Genomic DNA, 16,732 nt, shown 5'->3' on the forward strand with positions numbered 1-16,732 from the left:
GAGGTGAAATGATGAATAAGAAAGTGGATGATATTGTTCTTGCCAACATCGAACACATGTTCCAGGAGATATCAAATCTTGTGAAAATCAAATCTGTAAAATCTGAGCCTGCTGGAGCTGGAAAACCATTTGGAGAAGGCATTGCAATGGCTCTTGAGTATGCGCTCGATCTTGGTAAAAGACTTGGTTTTCAGACCAAGAACGTCGATGGGTATGGTGGACACATAGAATATGGAAAGGATGGAAAACTTTTTGCGGTCCTGGGACATCTTGATGTTGTCCCTGAAGGCGATGGCTGGTCTGTGGATCCTTATTCGGGATTGATCAAGGATGGTTATTTGTGGGGAAGGGGTGCCTGTGATGATAAAGGACCAACAGTTGCAGCTATTTTCGCACTCAAAGCCGTGAAAGATGCGGGATATGATATTAAAAACCGCGTGAGAATAATACTTGGAACAGATGAAGAATCAGGTTGGGATGGTATAAGGTACTATTTTCAGAAAGAAGAAACACCAGTATATGCAGTCACACCGGATGCAAACTTTCCGATAATTTACGCTGAGAAAGGTATTATAAACTACAGTATAAGTTTTCTGTTGAAAAAACAAAAGAACTCTGGAGCTCGAATTGTCTATCTAAAAGCCGGCGAAGCTTCAAATGTTGTCCCTCAAAATGCAACAGTCATTATGGAGTCCTTTAACGATCAAGTTTTAGAACGCTTGAGAGAGTTCAAACCGAAAAATGGTGCAAAGGTTTTTTGGCAGATAACTGATGGAAAATTGAAGATAGAAGTGAATGGAAAATCAGCCCACGGTTCCAAACCTGAACATGGTATAAATGCAGCAGCTGCTTTACTGGACTTTTTAAGAACCATTGAGATCGACAACCAGGATCTCGAAACCTTCATAAGGGTGGTTTTTGAGAAGATCGGTTATGAAACTGACGGCAGTTCCATGAAAATTGCCGGTACAGACTGCATAGCCGGTCCATTGACACTCAATCTTGGTACGATCGAACTCAACAACGACAGAATAACGGCTGTTATTAACATACGCTATCCAATCTACTATTCGGAATCGATGCTTTCAAGGCAGGTTGTGGAGGCATTGAAACCACTCCACGTAGAGCCAAAAAATCATCATGCACCTTTATTTGTTTCACCGGATAGCGAATTGATCAAACTTTTGAGTGAAGTTTACAGCGATGTCACCGGACAGAAAGCCCAGCTACTGACAACAGGTGGTGGGACGTATGCAAGAGCCGTACCGTGTGGTGTCGCTTTTGGACCGCTATTGCCAGATAGACCCGAAACAGAGCACCAGCCGGATGAAAGGATATCGCTTGACGATCTGGTTTTGATGACGCGGATCTACGCACAGCTTCTTTATAGAGTTCTTGTGGAGTGGTGAACATGAAATGGCTCAATTTGCTGCTGGTTTTATTTTTCTGTACAGTTGGTTTTGGTTCATACATGACCTTTGACACATACGACGGAGTGGCACTGCATTTTCCAATCGACAATTTTGAGATTTTTGTCGGTTACAGGTACAGCGGTTTTCAATTCAACTATCCGCTCTGGGAAGTATGGTCCAAAGTGAGAATGGCTGTGGATCCATTTTCTCAGTCCGGTTATCTGATGGGTGGTCTGTATGTTGAGACAAACTATTCACAGTTAGAATTGGGATTGATGCCTTCTGTTCTATCTGATCAGGATAGCAGTGGCTCAAGGTTTGTAAAAAGGGGAAATATCGATCTTTACCTCAAAGCATCTTATCAATTGAGTCTGGCAAATTTTGAGCTCATGGCTCAGAAAACCATTTTAGGTTTTTACACCGATACAAACAAGCAGTTGACCTTTGTGATACCACCTTTGGAACTTGAATCGATGGGGGTTCTTTTGCAACCTTCTGTGAGATTCAGTTTTGGTCAATCACCAAAAATAGACATAACCGTAGGTTATATTTTCAATCTCTTCTGGACAGAGAGTCTACCCTCAGCGTTGATGGATCTGCGTGGTTTCAGAATAACCTTTGCTGTGGGTAATTTTTAGTTTTAATTTTGAAAAGTTCAAGGAATTCTGATTCAGTTATGATTTTCACTCCAAGATTTGTTGCTTTCTGCAATTTCGATCCTGGATTCTCACCGACTATCAGATAGTCGGTGTTTTTTGTAACACTATCGGTAACCTTCCCGCCCAGTGATTGAATGAGGTCTTCTATCTGATTTCTTGAGAAATTTTTCAACACACCTGTAACTGCAAAGGTTAATCCAGAAAGCGTCTGACCCTGGTGCTGTTGATCTTGTTCAAGTTTCAAACCTGCTCTTTGCAGTTTTTCGATCAGTATCTTTGTTTTCTCGTTGTCAAAATACTCTCTGATACTTCTGGCTACCTCAGGACCTATTCCGGGTATCTGGGTTAATTCATCCACGGTGGCATTGAGAAGTTTGCTGATACTTCCCATGTTCTGAGCCAAGATTCGTGCTGTTTTCTCGCCGACCATGGGTATACCAAGTCCCGTGATGATTTTGTGCAAAGGTGCACGCTTTGCCTGTTCTATCTGAGACAAAAGGTTTGCAATTGTTTTGTGACCCACGCCGGAGCCAAGCTGTGTGAGCTCAAATGGTGTTAGGTAGAATATATCCGCAAGGTCTTTCACCAAACCAGAATCAACCAGTTTCTCTATGATCTTTTCGCCTAAACCTTTGATATCCAGTGCATTTCTTGCAACGAAAGTTTCAAGAGATCTCTTCAGCTTTGCGGGACAGTGTGGATTGAGACATCTGAGTGCGACATCTTCAGGACTCAGCTTTCCCACTTTTCCAGAACACACAGGACAGCTTTTTGGTACCTGTATTTCTTTTTCCTGACCTGTCCGCCTGTCTGTGTCTACACACACAACCTGCGGTATGATTCCGCCTGCTTTTTCTATATAGACCCAGTCACCGATCCTGATGTCTTTTTCCTTTATATAATCGAAATTGTGGAGTGAAGCTCTTTTAACGACAGTTCCAGCAAGCTGAACAGGTTCAAGCTCCGCCACGGGAGTTAGAACACCTGTTCGTCCAACTTGGATGGTGACATCCAGTAATTTTGTTTCTGCTTTTTGGGATGGAAACTTGAAAGCTATAGCCCACCTTGGTGCTTTAGCTGTTGTACCGAGCATTTTTTGGAACTCGAATCGATTCACTTTCACGACCACACCATCGACCCAGTATGGTAAATCGTCTTTCTTAACCGTCCATTCCTTCCAGTATTCGATAACCTGATCTATGTTCGCACAGAGTCTGGAATTCGTGTTTACCTTAAAGCCAAGATCTCTGAGCCAGTTCAAGGCATCCCACTGACTTTGAAGATCATACCTGTGCGGGTACAGAACGTAGTATATGAACGAATCAAGATACCTTTCTCTGATCACACGTGTATCAAGCTGTCTTATGGTTCCGGCTGTGGCATTTCTGGGATTTGCAAAAGGAGGCTCTCCAACTTCAATTCTCTGATTGTTCAATCTTTCAAATTCCTGAACCGGCATGTAAATTTCTCCTCTAACTTCAACATCCAATGGTTTTCTCAATCTCAGAGGAATACTACGAACCCTTTTCAAATTCTCGGTGATGTCTTCACCTTTTGTTCCATCGCCTCTTGTCAATCCCAAGACAAATTTACCTTTTTCATATCTCAATGCGACTGAGATGCCATCTATCTTCAGTTCTGCAACATACTCAACAGTTTCTAATTCGAGAGATCTCTTCACGCGTTCATCGAATTCCCTTATCTGATTTTCATCATAAGTGTTGTCCAGGCTCAACATCGGTTCTGAATGCTGAACAGTTCTGAATTCATCCAGGACCTTGTCTCCTATTCTCTGAGTTGGTGAATCTGGTGTCACCAGCTCCGGATAAGATTTCTCAAGTTCAATGAGTTCTTTCATGAGTCTGTCATATTCTTCATCGCTTATCACAGGGTCGGCAAGGACGTAGTATCTGTAATTGTGGTATTCAATCTGCTCTCGCAGTTGTTCCACTCTTTTTCTCACTTCATCTGGAATATCTCTCATTCTTCTCCCCCACATATGAACCGATTATTCGAAAGATATTCCAGTAAAAGAAGAGCACATTTAGTCCCAAGTTTTTGGTGGTTTTCTATGTACTGCTCAATTGCTCTTGAACCGGCGATATCGACGATAACCTTCAAAGACAGAAATTCTATATCGTTTTCGATACAAACCTTTGCCGCTGCTGCGGAATCCATGTCTACGCACAGAGCAGATGTTGATTCAAAGATCTTTTTTGCCTCTGTATCTGTGGTGATAAATCTATCGCCGGAGGCGATTATTCCACAGATAAAATCGTTTTTCTCAAGAAAATCTGAAAAACAACTCTGGCGTGGCTCCAAGATCAAATCCACGTTCAGTCTGGGGGTAAAATCGTATTCGATATACCCACAACCTGCAACAACCGAACCGATTGAAAGGTCATTTCTCAATGCTCCGGCGGCGCCAAGAACGATAACAGCATTGACCTTGTAGTGATCTATCAAACTCTGAACTAAAGCAGCGGTCTCTATCTTCCCAACACAGCCACTTGTTATGACAATCTCATTTCCACCTATCACACCTCTTATTACACGCCGTTTTATCAACTCAGTGACCTGCAACCTGTAAGTTAATCCATCCACAAGAGGTTCGATTTCCTGAGGTAAAACACCAACGACGGCAATCAAAAATTCTCACCCTTTTAAAATTCTATCATAAAGTTGATAACCGAGTGATATCTTGGAAGAAAATCCAAGATGTGGTATTATTTGAATGCAGGATGAGCAGGGGGTAGTTCAGAAGGAAGAACGCCGGAATCGGGGTCCGGAGGTCGAGGGTTCAAATCCCTCCCCCCTGACCATCTTTTGAGTATGTTTCGCACAGCTTTGACAGAGCCAGCCTTACAAAGCCGTATGGATCCTGTGCATCAGTGAACTCAACTGAGTACATAGTCTGTTCCACTATTTTTCTGAGAATATGTTCGGCATGATGCTGTGTTCTTTTCTTTCTTCTGTATTTCAATGTCCCATCTGTGTAAAAGACCTGCCAGAGTTTTTCTATTTTTTCCACCAGTTCCTGTACACCGTTTTGTGTATGCGTGCTTGTTCTACACAGTCGCCCTTCATCTTTTCCGGCGAGTGACACAAAAGCTAAAAGCTGCGTGTAGAGTGTATCGCTTTCTGGTAAATCACTTTTGTTGACCACATACAGATCTGCTATCTCCATTACACCTGCCTTTAGCATCTGAACATCGTCCCCAAAACCCGGTGACAGCACTAAAACGGTGAGATCCGCAAGATTAGAGATCTCTACCTCTGATTGCCCGATACCAACTGTTTCAACCAGCACATAGTCAAATCCACTGACCTCCAGCAACTTAACGACATCGAATACTGCATCACAGAGTCCACCGAGGGCTCCACGAGATGCCATACTTCTGATGAAGACTTTTTCATCTGTGAAATGTTCCCTCATTCTTATGCGGTCACCCAAGAACGCTCCTCTTGTGAAAGGGCTGGAAGGGTCAATGGCAACCACGGCTATTGACATGTCTTTGTTCCTAATGAATCTAATAACCCGATCGATGAGACTGCTTTTCCCAACGCCGGGACTCCCAGTAAAACCTATAACCTTCGACTGGCGCTCTGGAAAACGTTGAAGAATCTGGGGTGCTATCTGCGGATTATTCTCTATCTGTGTTATTAATTTTGCCAGAGTTTTATGATCCACCTGTACTTGCCACTCCTTCTTGTAAAATCGACTTGACTTCTTCCACGATTTTCGATAACGGCGTGCCAGGTCCAAAGACCCTTTTCACCCCAATCTGAAGCAACTGCGGTATATCATCTGGTGGAATGATTCCTCCAACGAAAACTGGTACATGTTCTATTCCCTCTTTTTTCATCAGTTCAATGACTTTCTTTGAAAGCTGTAAATGTGCACCGGATAATATCGAGAGCCCTATCAGATCAACATCTTCCTGCACGGCAGTTCGAACTATCTGTTCGGGCGTCTGCCTTAAACCTGTGTAGATCACCTCAAATCCCGCATCGCGCAGGGCATGTGCCACGACTTTTGCACCACGATCATGACCATCGAGACCGGGCTTTGCGATTAGAATTCTGAAGATTTTCATTCATCTCACCTCGCTCACAGAACCATGGATTCTGTGTATTCACCAAAAACATCCCTGAGAGTGTCGGAAATTTCACCGAGTGTCGCGTAGACTTTAACCGCATCGAATACATAAGGTACGATGTTCTTGCCATCCTTTGCAGCCTGTTTCAGTTCCTTCAGCGCACTGCGAACCGCATTGTTATCGCGTTCTTCTTTCAGTTTTTTCAGAGAAAGAATCTGTTTTTCCTCAACAGAAGGATCGACTTTGAGAATGTTTTTCAGCTGACTTTCCTGATCTGTCTGGAACGCGTTTACACCGACCACAATCTGTTCTTTTTTCTCAACGGCAAGTTGCTGCTCATAAGCACTGTTGTGAATCTCCTTCTGAACATAACCTGTTTCAATTGCTCTAACCATACCTCCCATCGAGTCTATTTTCTCTATGTATTCCCAGACCTTATCTTCTATTTCGTTGGTCAAAGATTCAATTGCAAAAGATCCAGCGAGTGGATCAACTGTGTCGGCTACACCTGATTCGTAAGCGATTATTTGCTGTGTTCTGAGTGCAACCTGGACTGATTCTTCCGTCGGCAATCCCAGCGCTTCGTCAAATGAATTTGTGTGCAATGACTGGGTACCACCGAGAACTGAAGCCAGTGCCTGTATTGCCACACGAACTATGTTGTTGAGTGGTTGCTGTGCGGTCAGTGTGGAACCACCCGTCTGCGTATGGAATCTGAGTTTCAGCGCCTCTGGATTGGTGACTTTGAACCTTTCACTCATGATCTTAGCCCAGATTCTGCGTGCAGCTCTGAATTTTGCGATTTCCTCGAGAAAGTTGTTGTGAGCAGCAAAAAAGAAAGAAAGCTGTTTACCAAAAACATTTGGATCAAGACCGGATTTTATCGCCGCTTCGACATAGGCTATACCGTCACAGAAAGTGAATGCGAGTTCCTGAACGGCATTTGCACCAGCTTCGCGTATGTGATACCCACTGATGCTTATCGTGTTCCACTTTGGCATGTTCTTGGAACAAAATTCAAAGATGTCGGTTATGATCTTCATTGAAGGTTGTGGGGGAAAGATATACGTTCCGCGTGCGATGTATTCTTTCAGAACGTCGTTCTGTATGGTCCCCCTGAGTTCACCAATCTGGGCACCCTGTTTTTGAGCAGTCACAGCGTACATGCCTAATAAAATAACAGCAGTTGAATTGATCGTCATCGAAGTACTGACGTCTTTTAAGGGAATACCATTAAAGAGAATCTCTATGTCTTTTAAAGAATCAACGGCGACACCGACACGACCAACCTCTCCCTGAGCAAGTGGATGATCTGAATCATAACCCATTTGAGTTGGCAAATCAAACGCCACCGATAATCCGGTCTGTCCCTGCTGCAAGAGATATCTGAATCTTTCATTTGTCTCCTTTGCCGTACCAAATCCAGCGTACTGGCGCATCGTCCAGAACCTTCCACGATACATTGTCCGCTGAACGCCTCTTGTGAACGGATATTCTCCGGGCATTCCAAGATCTCTCAAGTAGTTCGTATTCTGAAGATCAAGCGGTGTATAGACCCTTTTGATCTGTATACCAGATCTTGAGCTGAATTTTTCTGCTCTTTCCGGGAATTTCTTCAATTCAATTTGAAGCTGTTCTTCCCATGATTTGACCTTTTCTGAAAGGTCTTTTAAGAATTCTTTATCGTACATAACTGATCACCCCCTGAGAGATTTGTTTCAACAAAAATGAACAGCATCCGCGAAAATCACCATCGGTTTTACCAACTGGCTTTACGATGACATCGACAACATCTTCAAGTTCATTTTGCAAAATATATCTATATGAGCCTTTCGGCTGCATGCAACCAAGAGTGACGATCTTGAAAAGTTTTTTTGCGTATTTAAAAAGGTCTTTGACTTCATCGACAGCCGGCGGGAGACAGTTTTCATACAGTGTACCGGCAGTTGGTATGAAAATATTCAGCACTATCGAATCAAAATATTTACTGAGCATCTCAATTGATCTGTATTCATGTGTTATTCTTCCGCAGTCTATTCCTATCGTCACGTGGGGGACTGCAAAGATTTCGGCTGATCTTATCACATCGATCTGATCAGCCGGATCTTTACTGATGCCATAGATTTTTTTCATGACTTTTGGGTCAAAGAAGAAATCAAAACTCACCACATCTGCTATCTGTTTCAGGTCATACACCGGACTGGATGGAAAGCCAACGTGGAAATTGTATTTTAGACTGTACTTTTCTTTTAAAAACCTGAGCCTGTTTAGAATCAAATTGCTGTGGGGTATTTCTCCGTTATCGTTCAATCCACCACTGATTAAAAAAGAACGAACCCCTTGATTTGCGTATTTTTCCATGTCCTGCAATGTTTTCATTCCGCTCAGATAATGTTTCCCGCAATGTGCACAGTTCAAAGCACACCATCGACCTGTTAAAGAAATCGGTACAGTATCCTGTGGATTTACCAGGATCAACCAATCACCACCAGATAGATCATATCATTTAATACAGGTGATTTCAAAGTGATATTATTTATAGGGTGATATCATTGAAGGATATCTTCAGTTGGTTTTGCCAAAAAAATATACTACCGTGTGCAATTTTTAAGAATAAAGTCAAATATGAAGCAAATTCACTTTTCGAAAATCTTTTTTCTCTTAAAGGCGAAGATTTTCAACAGCAGATAAAATCGCTTATCGAGCAGAGTCAGAAAAAGTCAAAGATCGTCTCGAGTCGTTTTGCAGATGAATGTAACTTATGGCATACTCTCATGGCTTTTTCTTTTGAACAAGATGGTTTAATGTATACAGTGCTCCTGCTTGGACCAAACTCAGCCCTTGTTGAGCATGCTGTAACTCTTCTGCAAGCATCTTTGGTTTCGCCGGTAATGATCGTAAACAGAAAAATTGAGATACTTTTTTGCAACAAAAACGAATTTGGAGAGCTTAAAAATACTCATCCGCAGCAATGGGAGAAAATCAAAAAAACAATTCAAAAAAGCTTCATAAATGGATCATCTGTTCAGGAAGAACTTGCCATAGATGATAGACTCTACCAGATAACAACAATACCAGAGCATGATGATGTTTTAGTGTTTTTCAAAGATATCACATCCGAGAAATTAGCCCAGGAAAGGTACAATCAACTAAGGTTATTCGGATCGCGCTTTTCTCTGGTGGAAAAGATCATGGAAATACTGACTCAAGAGAAGGCTGAACTTTCCAAAATTGGAAGGACGATCTACGAAGAAGTTAGAAAAGTTATTCCGATTGATACATTTTACCTTGCACTGATTGACAATGATTTTATAGTTATTGAGTACGGTATCAATCTGGGAAAAGAGATCACGGGTTTAAAAATCAAAAGAGGATATGTCGGGTTTTCAAATTATGTCATAGACAAAGGTGAATTTGTATACATTCCAAATTCAAAAGCAGCACACATAGGTCCATATAGACCAAAGGCAATAGTTGCAGGGGAAACCAATTGGATCTGGAGTTATGTGGGTGTTCCTTTGAAAATCGGTGATAGGGTTGTCGGTGCAGTTAGCTTTCAAAAACGTGGTTCAAATGCCTTTTTGGAATCTCATCTGGCTTTTTTCGAGCTCATTGGCAAACAAATAGCCGTTGCAATGAGAATGAAGTCACTTTTTGATGAGCTGGAGAGTCAGAGGTCAAAATACAGAGAAATTGCGATTAAAGATCCTCTGACCGGTTGCTACACAAGGTATTACTTCACAGAATATTTCAATCGATTTCAAAGTATTATAGAAAGGAAGGGTGGGCAGATCTGTTTTATCATGATCGATGTAAATGATTTCAAACACATCAACGACAAATACGGTCATATCGCTGGAGACGATGTTTTGAGAAATATCGGTCAGATTTTGTTAAAAAGCGTTAGAAAAATGGATCTTGTTGTCAGATACGGTGGAGATGAGTTTTTACTGATGCTCCCGTATGTTGATTTGAAAACGGCAAGGCAGATTATTGATAGAATATCAAAAAAGGTGGCAAGTTTGAAAATCCCGGAAGTAGACGAGAAAATAACCCTGAGTTTTGGAGTGTCGATTTTCGATGGCTCACAGAATTTGAAAGACGTTCTGAAGATTGCCGACGAGAACATGTATAGGATGAAAAAGGAGGGAAAAAAATGAAGGTTTACATCTCGGTAGACATGGAAGGTCTTGCTGGTATATCGATGTGGAGCGAAGTTTCACCAAGACAGAGCAGAGAATCCGTTGAGATACTCTACGAACACCTAAGAGCTCTTTTACAGGGACTGTTTGAAAGTGGGAAAGTCGATCAGGTTTTGATTTCTGATTCACACGCCGCTGGAGACAATATACCTTACAGGATAACAGAAGAATTTCAAAATGTCCAGATCGCCCACGGACCTTTGAGAAAAGATTTCATGATGATAGGTTTGGATCAGAGTTTTGACAGAGTTGTTTTTTTAGGTTACCATGCAGGTGTTGGTGCAAAGTATGGAATAATGGATCACACATATTCCAGTTCTGTAATTCACAATCTGTGGATAAATGGACAGCGCATGAATGAGGCTATCATAAATGCGGCTTTCGCAGGTTATCACAAGGTTCCACTCGCACTTGTGATAGGTGACAGCGCGCTGGAAAAGGAATTGAAAGAATCGCTTAGCGGTGAGTACATCTATGTTGTAACCAAAGAATCAACGGGAAGGTTTTCTGCAATAATGAGATCGAAATCGACTGTGATGAAAGAGATAAGAGAAGCTGCCAGACGTGCCGTGCAGATCGAAAAAAACAGGCTAACTCTTGTCAGATTCACACCACCGATTGAGATGAAAATAGAACTGAAAGATACGTCTTTTGCCGATGCAGTAGAATTGATGCCGAAAGTAGAGAGAATAGACGCCAGAACGGTGGTTCTCCAAGACAACGATTACTCTGTTATTTTCAATGCGATCATGGCTATTGTACTGATTGCCAAAGCTGTTAAAGACATAGGGGGTTGAAACGGATGAGAACTCTGAATGAACTTCTTGAGCGTGCGAGATCTTCACAAAAGAAGAGTCTGGTTGTTGTCGGCTGTGAGGATGAAGAGGCAGTCAGAGCTGCCAAGATGGCTTACGAAAAAGGGGTTGTTGGAAAGGTTTTTCTCGTTGGCAGTAAACAGAGCTGGGTGGACGATAACGTGGAATTCATATTCACCGATAGTGAATATCAATCGGCGCAGGAGGGTGTGAAGGTAGTTTCATCGGGTCGGGCGGATATACTTTTAAAAGGACTTGTCAAGACTTCCGTGCTGCTAAAAGCGGTGCTCAATAAAGAATGGGGATTGAGAGGATCCGGTCTTCTCAGCCATGTTGCAGCCGTTGAAGTTCCCGGAATCGACAGAGTTGTCTTCATAACCGATGGCGGGATGGTTATCAGACCGACGCTTGAAGAAAAGGTTGCGATAATAAAAAATGCCATCGATCTGATGCATAAACTCGGTTATGAAAGACCGAAAGTGGCAATTATTTGCGCGGTTGAGACGGTGAACGAAGATATGCCTGAGACCTTAGATGCATCGGTGATAGCCAAGATGGCGCAGCGAGGTGAATTTAAAGATTGCCTTGTCGATGGACCACTTGGTTTGGACAATGCTTTGAATTGTGATGCGGCAAGGGTGAAAAATGTAAAAAGCGAGGTGGCTGGACAGGCTGATTTGCTTGTTGTTCCCGATATCCATTCCGGTAACTTTCTGGGTAAATCGGCTATATACTTTGCAAAAGGGAAGATAGCTGGTTTGATCGTTGGAGCAAGAGCACCCGTGGTAGTTGTTTCCAGAGCTGACAGCGCCGAATCAAAACTCTTGTCAATAGCGATGGCTGCATGTGCTGGATGAGGCTGGGAGGCTTATGATAAAAGTTCTTTTGCCATCACTGATCACAAACGAAGTAACACTTCCAATGACTAATGAGAGAATTAATTTGAAGTACTATCAGGACAAAGACGATTATGAACAAAGGATTCTTGAAGATTTCTGGGATGTTGTATACGGTCCAAAGGTCGATAAACAACCAGAAGCCATCTTTGTTGATAATCTTTCTGCACTGATCTTAGCCATTAACTTTGTGGAAACCAAAAAGGCACTGGAAAGGTGCAGAAAGGTCAACGACATAATGAATTTCTCCGTTGAACTTCAGGGAATAAGGATACTTTCCACATTAAAACAGCTACGAAAATTGAAAAGCAACAACATAGAAAAGCTGGTAATAGTTGTGGAAAAAGGAATCCAGGCTGAGGCGTATGTCGATTTTCTGTCCGAAGGTAAATACGTGGAGATTTCACCGGGTAACTACGAGGCAGTTGTCGATGAAAAAAAGGTCATCGTGATAGAATCACCCATTCATCTGGATGGGAATGTAAATATACAGATCCCCCCCCTGAGAAAAAGAAAGGAAGATATCCCTTATATGATAGATCGCATGCTTTCTCTGATTCATCATCGGCACAAAAATCTGCCGGTGCAATTTCCCGACGAACAAACTCTTAAGATGCTCATTTCATACGATTGGCCGGGCAACACCGAAGAACTGATCGAAACCATATATGCCTATGCAACAGGTGAGGATATAGTTAGACGCATTGCTAAAACAAATGTTTTCACAGCACAATCCAATCAAGTTGATCTGAAAGAATATGTAAGCAACATGGTTGCAAAGATCGAAAAGCAGTTCATACACGATGCTTTGCAGAAAACTTCGTGGAACAGAAAGAAGGCATCTGCAATTTTAAAGATGAATTACAAGACATTCTGTTACAAAATGAAAAAATACGGGATAACCAGACGCTAAATTTTCTGGTTTGCGAAGTAAAGCAATTCAGCTTCAATAAAATCATCGAGTTCCCCATCGAGAACAGCTTCAAAGTTACCTGTTTCAACTGCTGTTCGGTGATCTTTTACCAGTGTGTACGGTTGTAGTATGTAAGATCTTATCTGATTTCCCCAGGCTATTTCTTTGAGTTCACCTTGGATTTCTTCTAGCTGCTCCTTTCTTTTGGAGAGCTCCAACTGATAAAGCTTGGCTTTGAGCATTTTCATCGCCTGAGCTTTGTTCTGGTGTTGAGATCTTTCACTTTGACATGAAACAACTATGCCTGTAGGTAGATGTGTTATTCTCACAGCAGAATCTGTTCTGTTGACGTATTGACCACCATGACCAGATGCACGAAAAGTATCTATTCTAAGATCTTCTGGCTTGATTTCCACCTCGATATCATCTGATATCTCAGGTATTACATTCACAGAAGCAAAGGATGTATGACGCCTTTTTGCGGCATCAAATGGCGATATTCTCACAAGTCTGTGCACGCCTCTCTCGTGTTTCAAATAACCGTATGCGTATTCACCCTTTACCAGAATCGTTGCACTCTTGACTCCGGCTTCTTCACCTGGTTGAAAATCGAGCAGTTCCACTTCGAACCCCTTTCTCTCTGCCCACCTCATGTACATCCTGAGCAACATCTGAGCCCAATCGTGTGATTCAGTACCGCCTGCACCGGGATGTACTGTTAAATAAGCATTACTCGAATCAAGCGGGTCATTCAGGATCAATTCAAATTGAAAGCGGCGCAGGTCTTTTTCAACATCTCTAACTAGTTCTTCAACGTTTTGAGCAATCTGTGGATCATCTTCACTCAACTCAACGCCAATGTCTATATCCTCCAAACGTTTTTTGATCTTCTCCATGTCATTCAGAAGTTCTTTGAGATGCTGTATTTTTCGGGAAAGCTCACTGGCTTTCCTTTGTTCTTTCCAGATCTCAGGATCAGAAAGCTGTTGTTCCAGCTCCTTAAGTTCTGCTCTTATCTTTTCGGGATTTATGAGTTTTAAAAAGTTACTGTATTTTTCCTTTAGCTCATCTATTTTCACACGAGTTTCATAAGCTATCATCTCAATCGTTCACCTCTTTACCCTGAATCTCTTTTTTATTTTCTCATCTTTTTGTAACTTTCTCCTCTCCGATCTGTTTACAATGTCGAACTCTTCATGCACAAGTTGAAGGTTTGCCAGATCTTTCTTTGCCTGTTGCTCTGCTTTTTGTTTGTCTGTTCTTACCACTCTGAGCATCCACGAAACAACAAGTTCGTTGACCCTTGCTATCATTTCATCGAACAGCGCGTATGTCTCTTTTTTGAATTCTATTATTGGATCTTTCTGACCATAAGCTCTCAAGTTAACAGCTTCCTTGACGTGTTCCACTTCTTCAAGGTACTGCCTCCAGTTGTCATCTATGATGCGCAAAACCAAAAACTTGAGGAACTGTGTGTATTCTTCCCCTATTTCTTCTTTTTTCTGGTTATACGATTTTTTCAGTGAATTTATCAAAAATTCTTTCAGCTGTTCTGGTGAATCGATCTTTATGCCGTCTAAGTTCACCACGCCTTTTGGCAGAATGGAAAGGGAATTTTTGAGACCTTCAATGTTAAATTCAGATCCATTGCAAAAGTCGTTTATCCTTCTTTCCACGAAATCCTCAATTGCCTCATCTATGTACTGTTCGACCTTACCAGACAAAATCCAGTCTCTGTATGAGTAGACAGAATTTCTCTGCGCATCCAAAACAGTATCCATTTCCATCAGGTGTTTTCTTATGGAGAAGTTTATTCCCTCTACTCTTTTTTGCACCGTTTCTATCAGTTTTGTCAAAAGTGGGTGCTCTATCGGCTCGCCGGGTTTGATCTTTAACACGTTCATGACCTTTTCGAGCTGGTCTTTTCCGAATATCCTCAATAGATCATCCTCAAGTGATAAGTAAAATCTCGATTCTCCCGGATCACCCTGTCTGCCAGCCCGTCCCCTTAACTGGTTGTCGATGCGTCTGCTCTCATGACGTTCTGTCCCTATGATGCACAGACCGCCGAGCTCGGCGACGCCTTCACCCAGCTTTATATCCGTACCTCTTCCAGCCATATTGGTCGCAATCGTAACTGCACCTTTCTGCCCGGCAAGGGCTATTATCTGTGCTTCTTTCTCGTGATACTTGGCGTTCAACACCTGATGGGGAATATTCACCTTTTTGAGCATAGAACTGAGTAGTTCACTTTTTTCTATTGATGTTGTACCGATCAGAACAGGTTGTCCTTTTTTGTGTTTCTCAACCACTTGATTCACAACCGCTGCGTATTTTTCAGCCTGTGTACGGTATATCAGATCATCGTAATCTTTTCTTATCATAGGCTTATGTGTTGGAATCACTACAACTTCCATTTCATAAAGCTGTTTGAACTCTTCTTCTTCAGTTTTGGCTGTACCAGTCATTCCGGCGAGTTTTTCATACATCTTGAAGTAATTCTGAAAGGTTATTGTCGCATAGGTTATGGATTCCTCTTTGATCGGGACCGATTCCTTCGCCTCAATTGCTTGATGTAATCCTCCACTGTAGCGCCTGCCGGGTAAAAGCCTGCCCGTGAACTCGTCTACTATGATCACTTCTTGATTCATGATGACGTAATCAACATCTTTTTTAAACAGGTGCAGAGCTTTTAAAGCATTCAGCAGATGATAGACGTTGTTCACATTCGAAGGATCATACAGGTTTTCAACGCCTATTAGTTTTTCGGCTTTCTCGATTCCTTTCTCTGTCAAAACGACTGTTCGAGATTTTTCATCAATGGTGAAATCTGTATCTTTGACCATTTTTTTTGCTAAAGCTGCAAAGCGTTTGTAAATAGAGGCACCTTCTCGTGAAGGTCCTGAAATTATCAGCGGAGTGCGTGCCTCATCGATCAGAATACTGTCAACCTCGTCTATTATCGCGTAAAAGTGTCCCCTCTGGACTTTATCTTCCAAGGAAAGGACCAAGTTATCACGCAAATAATCAAAGCCAAATTCGTTGTTCGTACCATAGGTGATATCACATTCGTATGCCTGTTTTCTGTCTATCTCAATCAAATCAACTGAAAATGCTTCCACTGCCTCAAGATTTTTCGCTGTATCTTTCAAAAATTCTTCTGTGTAGCCTTCTGGCCAGACGGAAAGATTTCTCTCTACAGCTGACTCGAACATATTTTTGTTCTTCCAGACCACTTCGTAAGATTTTCCAAGCTGGTTTATAACCCCAACTCTCAATCCAAGAAACAAGTACAGAGGTCCCATCCACAGTGCATCACGGCGAGCAAGGTAATCGTTGACTGTGACAAGGTGTACACCTCTTCCACTCAAAGCGTTGAAGTACAGTGGCATAGTAGCCGCAAGAGTTTTTCCTTCACCAGTTTTCATTTCGGCGACTTTACCATCATTCAGCGCAAGTCCACCGACGACCTGAACGTCGAAAGGATACATTCCCAGAACTCTTTTTGCCACAGTTCTTGCAAGCGCAAAACATTCTACAATGTTTTTTTCATCGGCACTTTTTCTAATTTGCTGAGATAGATCTATCAGTTCACGGTTGGTCGCTTTGCAAATGGTTTTCTCTGATTCCTTTATTTTCTCGACGATTTTGAAGTATTTCTTGAGTAAAGCTTTATTTCTATCAAAAATGGCAAATCCCATTTCACATTACCTCCACTCTATAAACGATCACTCC

Annotated in this window: 14 protein-coding genes and 1 tRNA gene; 7 read left to right on the forward strand and 8 right to left on the reverse strand. The window is 42.1% G+C overall.

Going from position 1 to position 16,732, the window contains the following annotated elements:
- The first annotated feature begins 11 nt into the window (after positions 1 to 11).
- Positions 12 to 1,409: a dipeptidase PepV gene (pepV, locus tag AC4E92_RS01690; protein ID WP_490238843.1), complete on the forward strand. Its 1,398-nt coding sequence runs from the start codon at positions 12 to 14 to the stop codon at positions 1,407 to 1,409.
- A 2-nt stretch (positions 1,410 to 1,411) separates the two neighbouring features.
- Complete coding sequence (locus AC4E92_RS01695) at positions 1,412 to 2,050, forward strand: hypothetical protein (RefSeq protein ID WP_490238844.1); 639 nt, start codon at positions 1,412 to 1,414, stop codon at positions 2,048 to 2,050.
- Here the strand turns inward: AC4E92_RS01695 and ligA are convergent.
- Positions 2,019 to 4,055: an NAD-dependent DNA ligase LigA gene (gene ligA / locus AC4E92_RS01700; RefSeq protein ID WP_490238845.1), complete on the reverse strand. Its 2,037-nt coding sequence runs from the start codon at positions 4,053 to 4,055 to the stop codon at positions 2,019 to 2,021. The genes AC4E92_RS01695 and ligA overlap by 32 nt on opposite strands.
- Positions 4,052 to 4,720, reverse strand: coding sequence for a 5'-methylthioadenosine/S-adenosylhomocysteine nucleosidase (locus AC4E92_RS01705; protein WP_490238846.1), 669 nt, complete (start codon positions 4,718 to 4,720; stop codon positions 4,052 to 4,054). The genes ligA and AC4E92_RS01705 overlap by 4 nt, the downstream gene beginning before the upstream one ends.
- Before the next feature lie 97 nt (positions 4,721 to 4,817).
- Here AC4E92_RS01705 and AC4E92_RS01710 point away from each other — a divergent pair.
- Positions 4,818 to 4,893, forward strand: a tRNA-Pro gene (locus AC4E92_RS01710).
- On the opposite strand, the gene meaB is transcribed toward AC4E92_RS01710, so the two are convergent.
- From meaB to AC4E92_RS01730, 4 genes are read right to left on the reverse strand one after another with little or no spacing between them, the layout of a single operon-like run.
- Positions 4,872 to 5,762, reverse strand: coding sequence for a methylmalonyl Co-A mutase-associated GTPase MeaB (gene meaB / locus AC4E92_RS01715; protein WP_490238847.1), 891 nt, complete (start codon positions 5,760 to 5,762; stop codon positions 4,872 to 4,874). The two genes, AC4E92_RS01710 and meaB, sit on opposite strands and share 22 nt — an antisense overlap.
- Positions 5,752 to 6,168, reverse strand: a complete 417-nt coding sequence (locus AC4E92_RS01720; protein WP_490238848.1) for a cobalamin B12-binding domain-containing protein — start codon at positions 6,166 to 6,168, stop codon at positions 5,752 to 5,754. Before AC4E92_RS01720 ends, meaB begins: the two co-directional genes overlap by 11 nt.
- A gap of 14 nt (positions 6,169 to 6,182) precedes the next feature.
- Complete coding sequence (locus AC4E92_RS01725) at positions 6,183 to 7,862, reverse strand: acyl-CoA mutase large subunit family protein (protein ID WP_490238849.1); 1,680 nt, start codon at positions 7,860 to 7,862, stop codon at positions 6,183 to 6,185.
- Positions 7,852 to 8,649, reverse strand: a complete 798-nt coding sequence (locus tag AC4E92_RS01730) for a radical SAM protein (protein ID WP_490238850.1) — start codon at positions 8,647 to 8,649, stop codon at positions 7,852 to 7,854. The genes AC4E92_RS01725 and AC4E92_RS01730 overlap by 11 nt, the downstream gene beginning before the upstream one ends.
- 74 nt (positions 8,650 to 8,723) lie before the next feature.
- Between AC4E92_RS01730 and AC4E92_RS01735 the strand changes: the two genes are divergently transcribed.
- From AC4E92_RS01735 to AC4E92_RS01750, 4 genes are read left to right on the forward strand one after another with little or no spacing between them, the layout of a single operon-like run.
- Positions 8,724 to 10,331, forward strand: coding sequence for a sensor domain-containing diguanylate cyclase (locus tag AC4E92_RS01735; RefSeq protein WP_490238851.1), 1,608 nt, complete (start codon positions 8,724 to 8,726; stop codon positions 10,329 to 10,331).
- On the forward strand, positions 10,328 to 11,170 hold the full coding sequence (locus AC4E92_RS01740; RefSeq protein WP_490238852.1) for a M55 family metallopeptidase: 843 nt from the start codon (positions 10,328 to 10,330) through the stop codon (positions 11,168 to 11,170). Before AC4E92_RS01735 ends, AC4E92_RS01740 begins: the two co-directional genes overlap by 4 nt.
- Positions 11,171 to 11,175: 5 nt before the next feature.
- A complete protein-coding gene (locus tag AC4E92_RS01745; protein WP_490238853.1) occupies positions 11,176 to 12,045 on the forward strand; it encodes a bifunctional enoyl-CoA hydratase/phosphate acetyltransferase in 870 nt (289 codons plus the stop codon).
- 13 nt (positions 12,046 to 12,058) lie between these two features.
- Positions 12,059 to 12,997 carry a helix-turn-helix domain-containing protein gene (locus AC4E92_RS01750; RefSeq protein ID WP_490238854.1) on the forward strand — a complete coding sequence of 313 codons (939 nt, stop codon included), beginning with the start codon at positions 12,059 to 12,061 and terminating at the stop codon, positions 12,995 to 12,997.
- Here the strand turns inward: AC4E92_RS01750 and prfB are convergent.
- Positions 12,994 to 14,097: a peptide chain release factor 2 gene (prfB, locus tag AC4E92_RS01755; protein ID WP_490238855.1), complete on the reverse strand. Its 1,104-nt coding sequence runs from the start codon at positions 14,095 to 14,097 to the stop codon at positions 12,994 to 12,996. The genes AC4E92_RS01750 and prfB overlap by 4 nt on opposite strands.
- Positions 14,098 to 14,106: 9 nt before the next feature.
- Positions 14,107 to 16,698: a preprotein translocase subunit SecA gene (secA, locus tag AC4E92_RS01760; RefSeq protein WP_490238856.1), complete on the reverse strand. Its 2,592-nt coding sequence runs from the start codon at positions 16,696 to 16,698 to the stop codon at positions 14,107 to 14,109.
- Positions 16,699 to 16,732 lie beyond the last annotated feature (34 nt).

The sequence above is a fragment of the Pseudothermotoga sp. genome, from assembly GCF_031962025.1.
Lineage (GTDB): Bacteria > Thermotogota > Thermotogae > Thermotogales > DSM-5069 > Pseudothermotoga_B.

Excerpts from the sequence above, each read along its gene's own strand:
- secA (WP_490238856.1), bottom strand. The coding sequence starts at position 16,698 with ATGGGATTTGCCATTTTTGATAGAAATAAAGCTTTACTCAAGAAATAC.
- ligA (WP_490238845.1), bottom strand. The coding sequence starts at position 4,055 with ATGAGAGATATTCCAGATGAAGTGAGAAAAAGAGTGGAACAACTGCGA.
- prfB (WP_490238855.1), bottom strand. The coding sequence starts at position 14,097 with ATGATAGCTTATGAAACTCGTGTGAAAATAGATGAGCTAAAGGAAAAA.
- AC4E92_RS01740 (WP_490238852.1), top strand. The coding sequence starts at position 10,328 with ATGAAGGTTTACATCTCGGTAGACATGGAAGGTCTTGCTGGTATATCG.
- AC4E92_RS01695 (WP_490238844.1), top strand. The coding sequence starts at position 1,412 with ATGAAATGGCTCAATTTGCTGCTGGTTTTATTTTTCTGTACAGTTGGT.
- AC4E92_RS01725 (WP_490238849.1), bottom strand. The coding sequence starts at position 7,862 with ATGTACGATAAAGAATTCTTAAAAGACCTTTCAGAAAAGGTCAAATCA.
- AC4E92_RS01750 (WP_490238854.1), top strand. The coding sequence starts at position 12,059 with ATGATAAAAGTTCTTTTGCCATCACTGATCACAAACGAAGTAACACTT.
- pepV (WP_490238843.1), top strand. The coding sequence starts at position 12 with ATGAATAAGAAAGTGGATGATATTGTTCTTGCCAACATCGAACACATG.
- AC4E92_RS01720 (WP_490238848.1), bottom strand. The coding sequence starts at position 6,168 with ATGAAAATCTTCAGAATTCTAATCGCAAAGCCCGGTCTCGATGGTCAT.
- AC4E92_RS01745 (WP_490238853.1), top strand. The coding sequence starts at position 11,176 with ATGAGAACTCTGAATGAACTTCTTGAGCGTGCGAGATCTTCACAAAAG.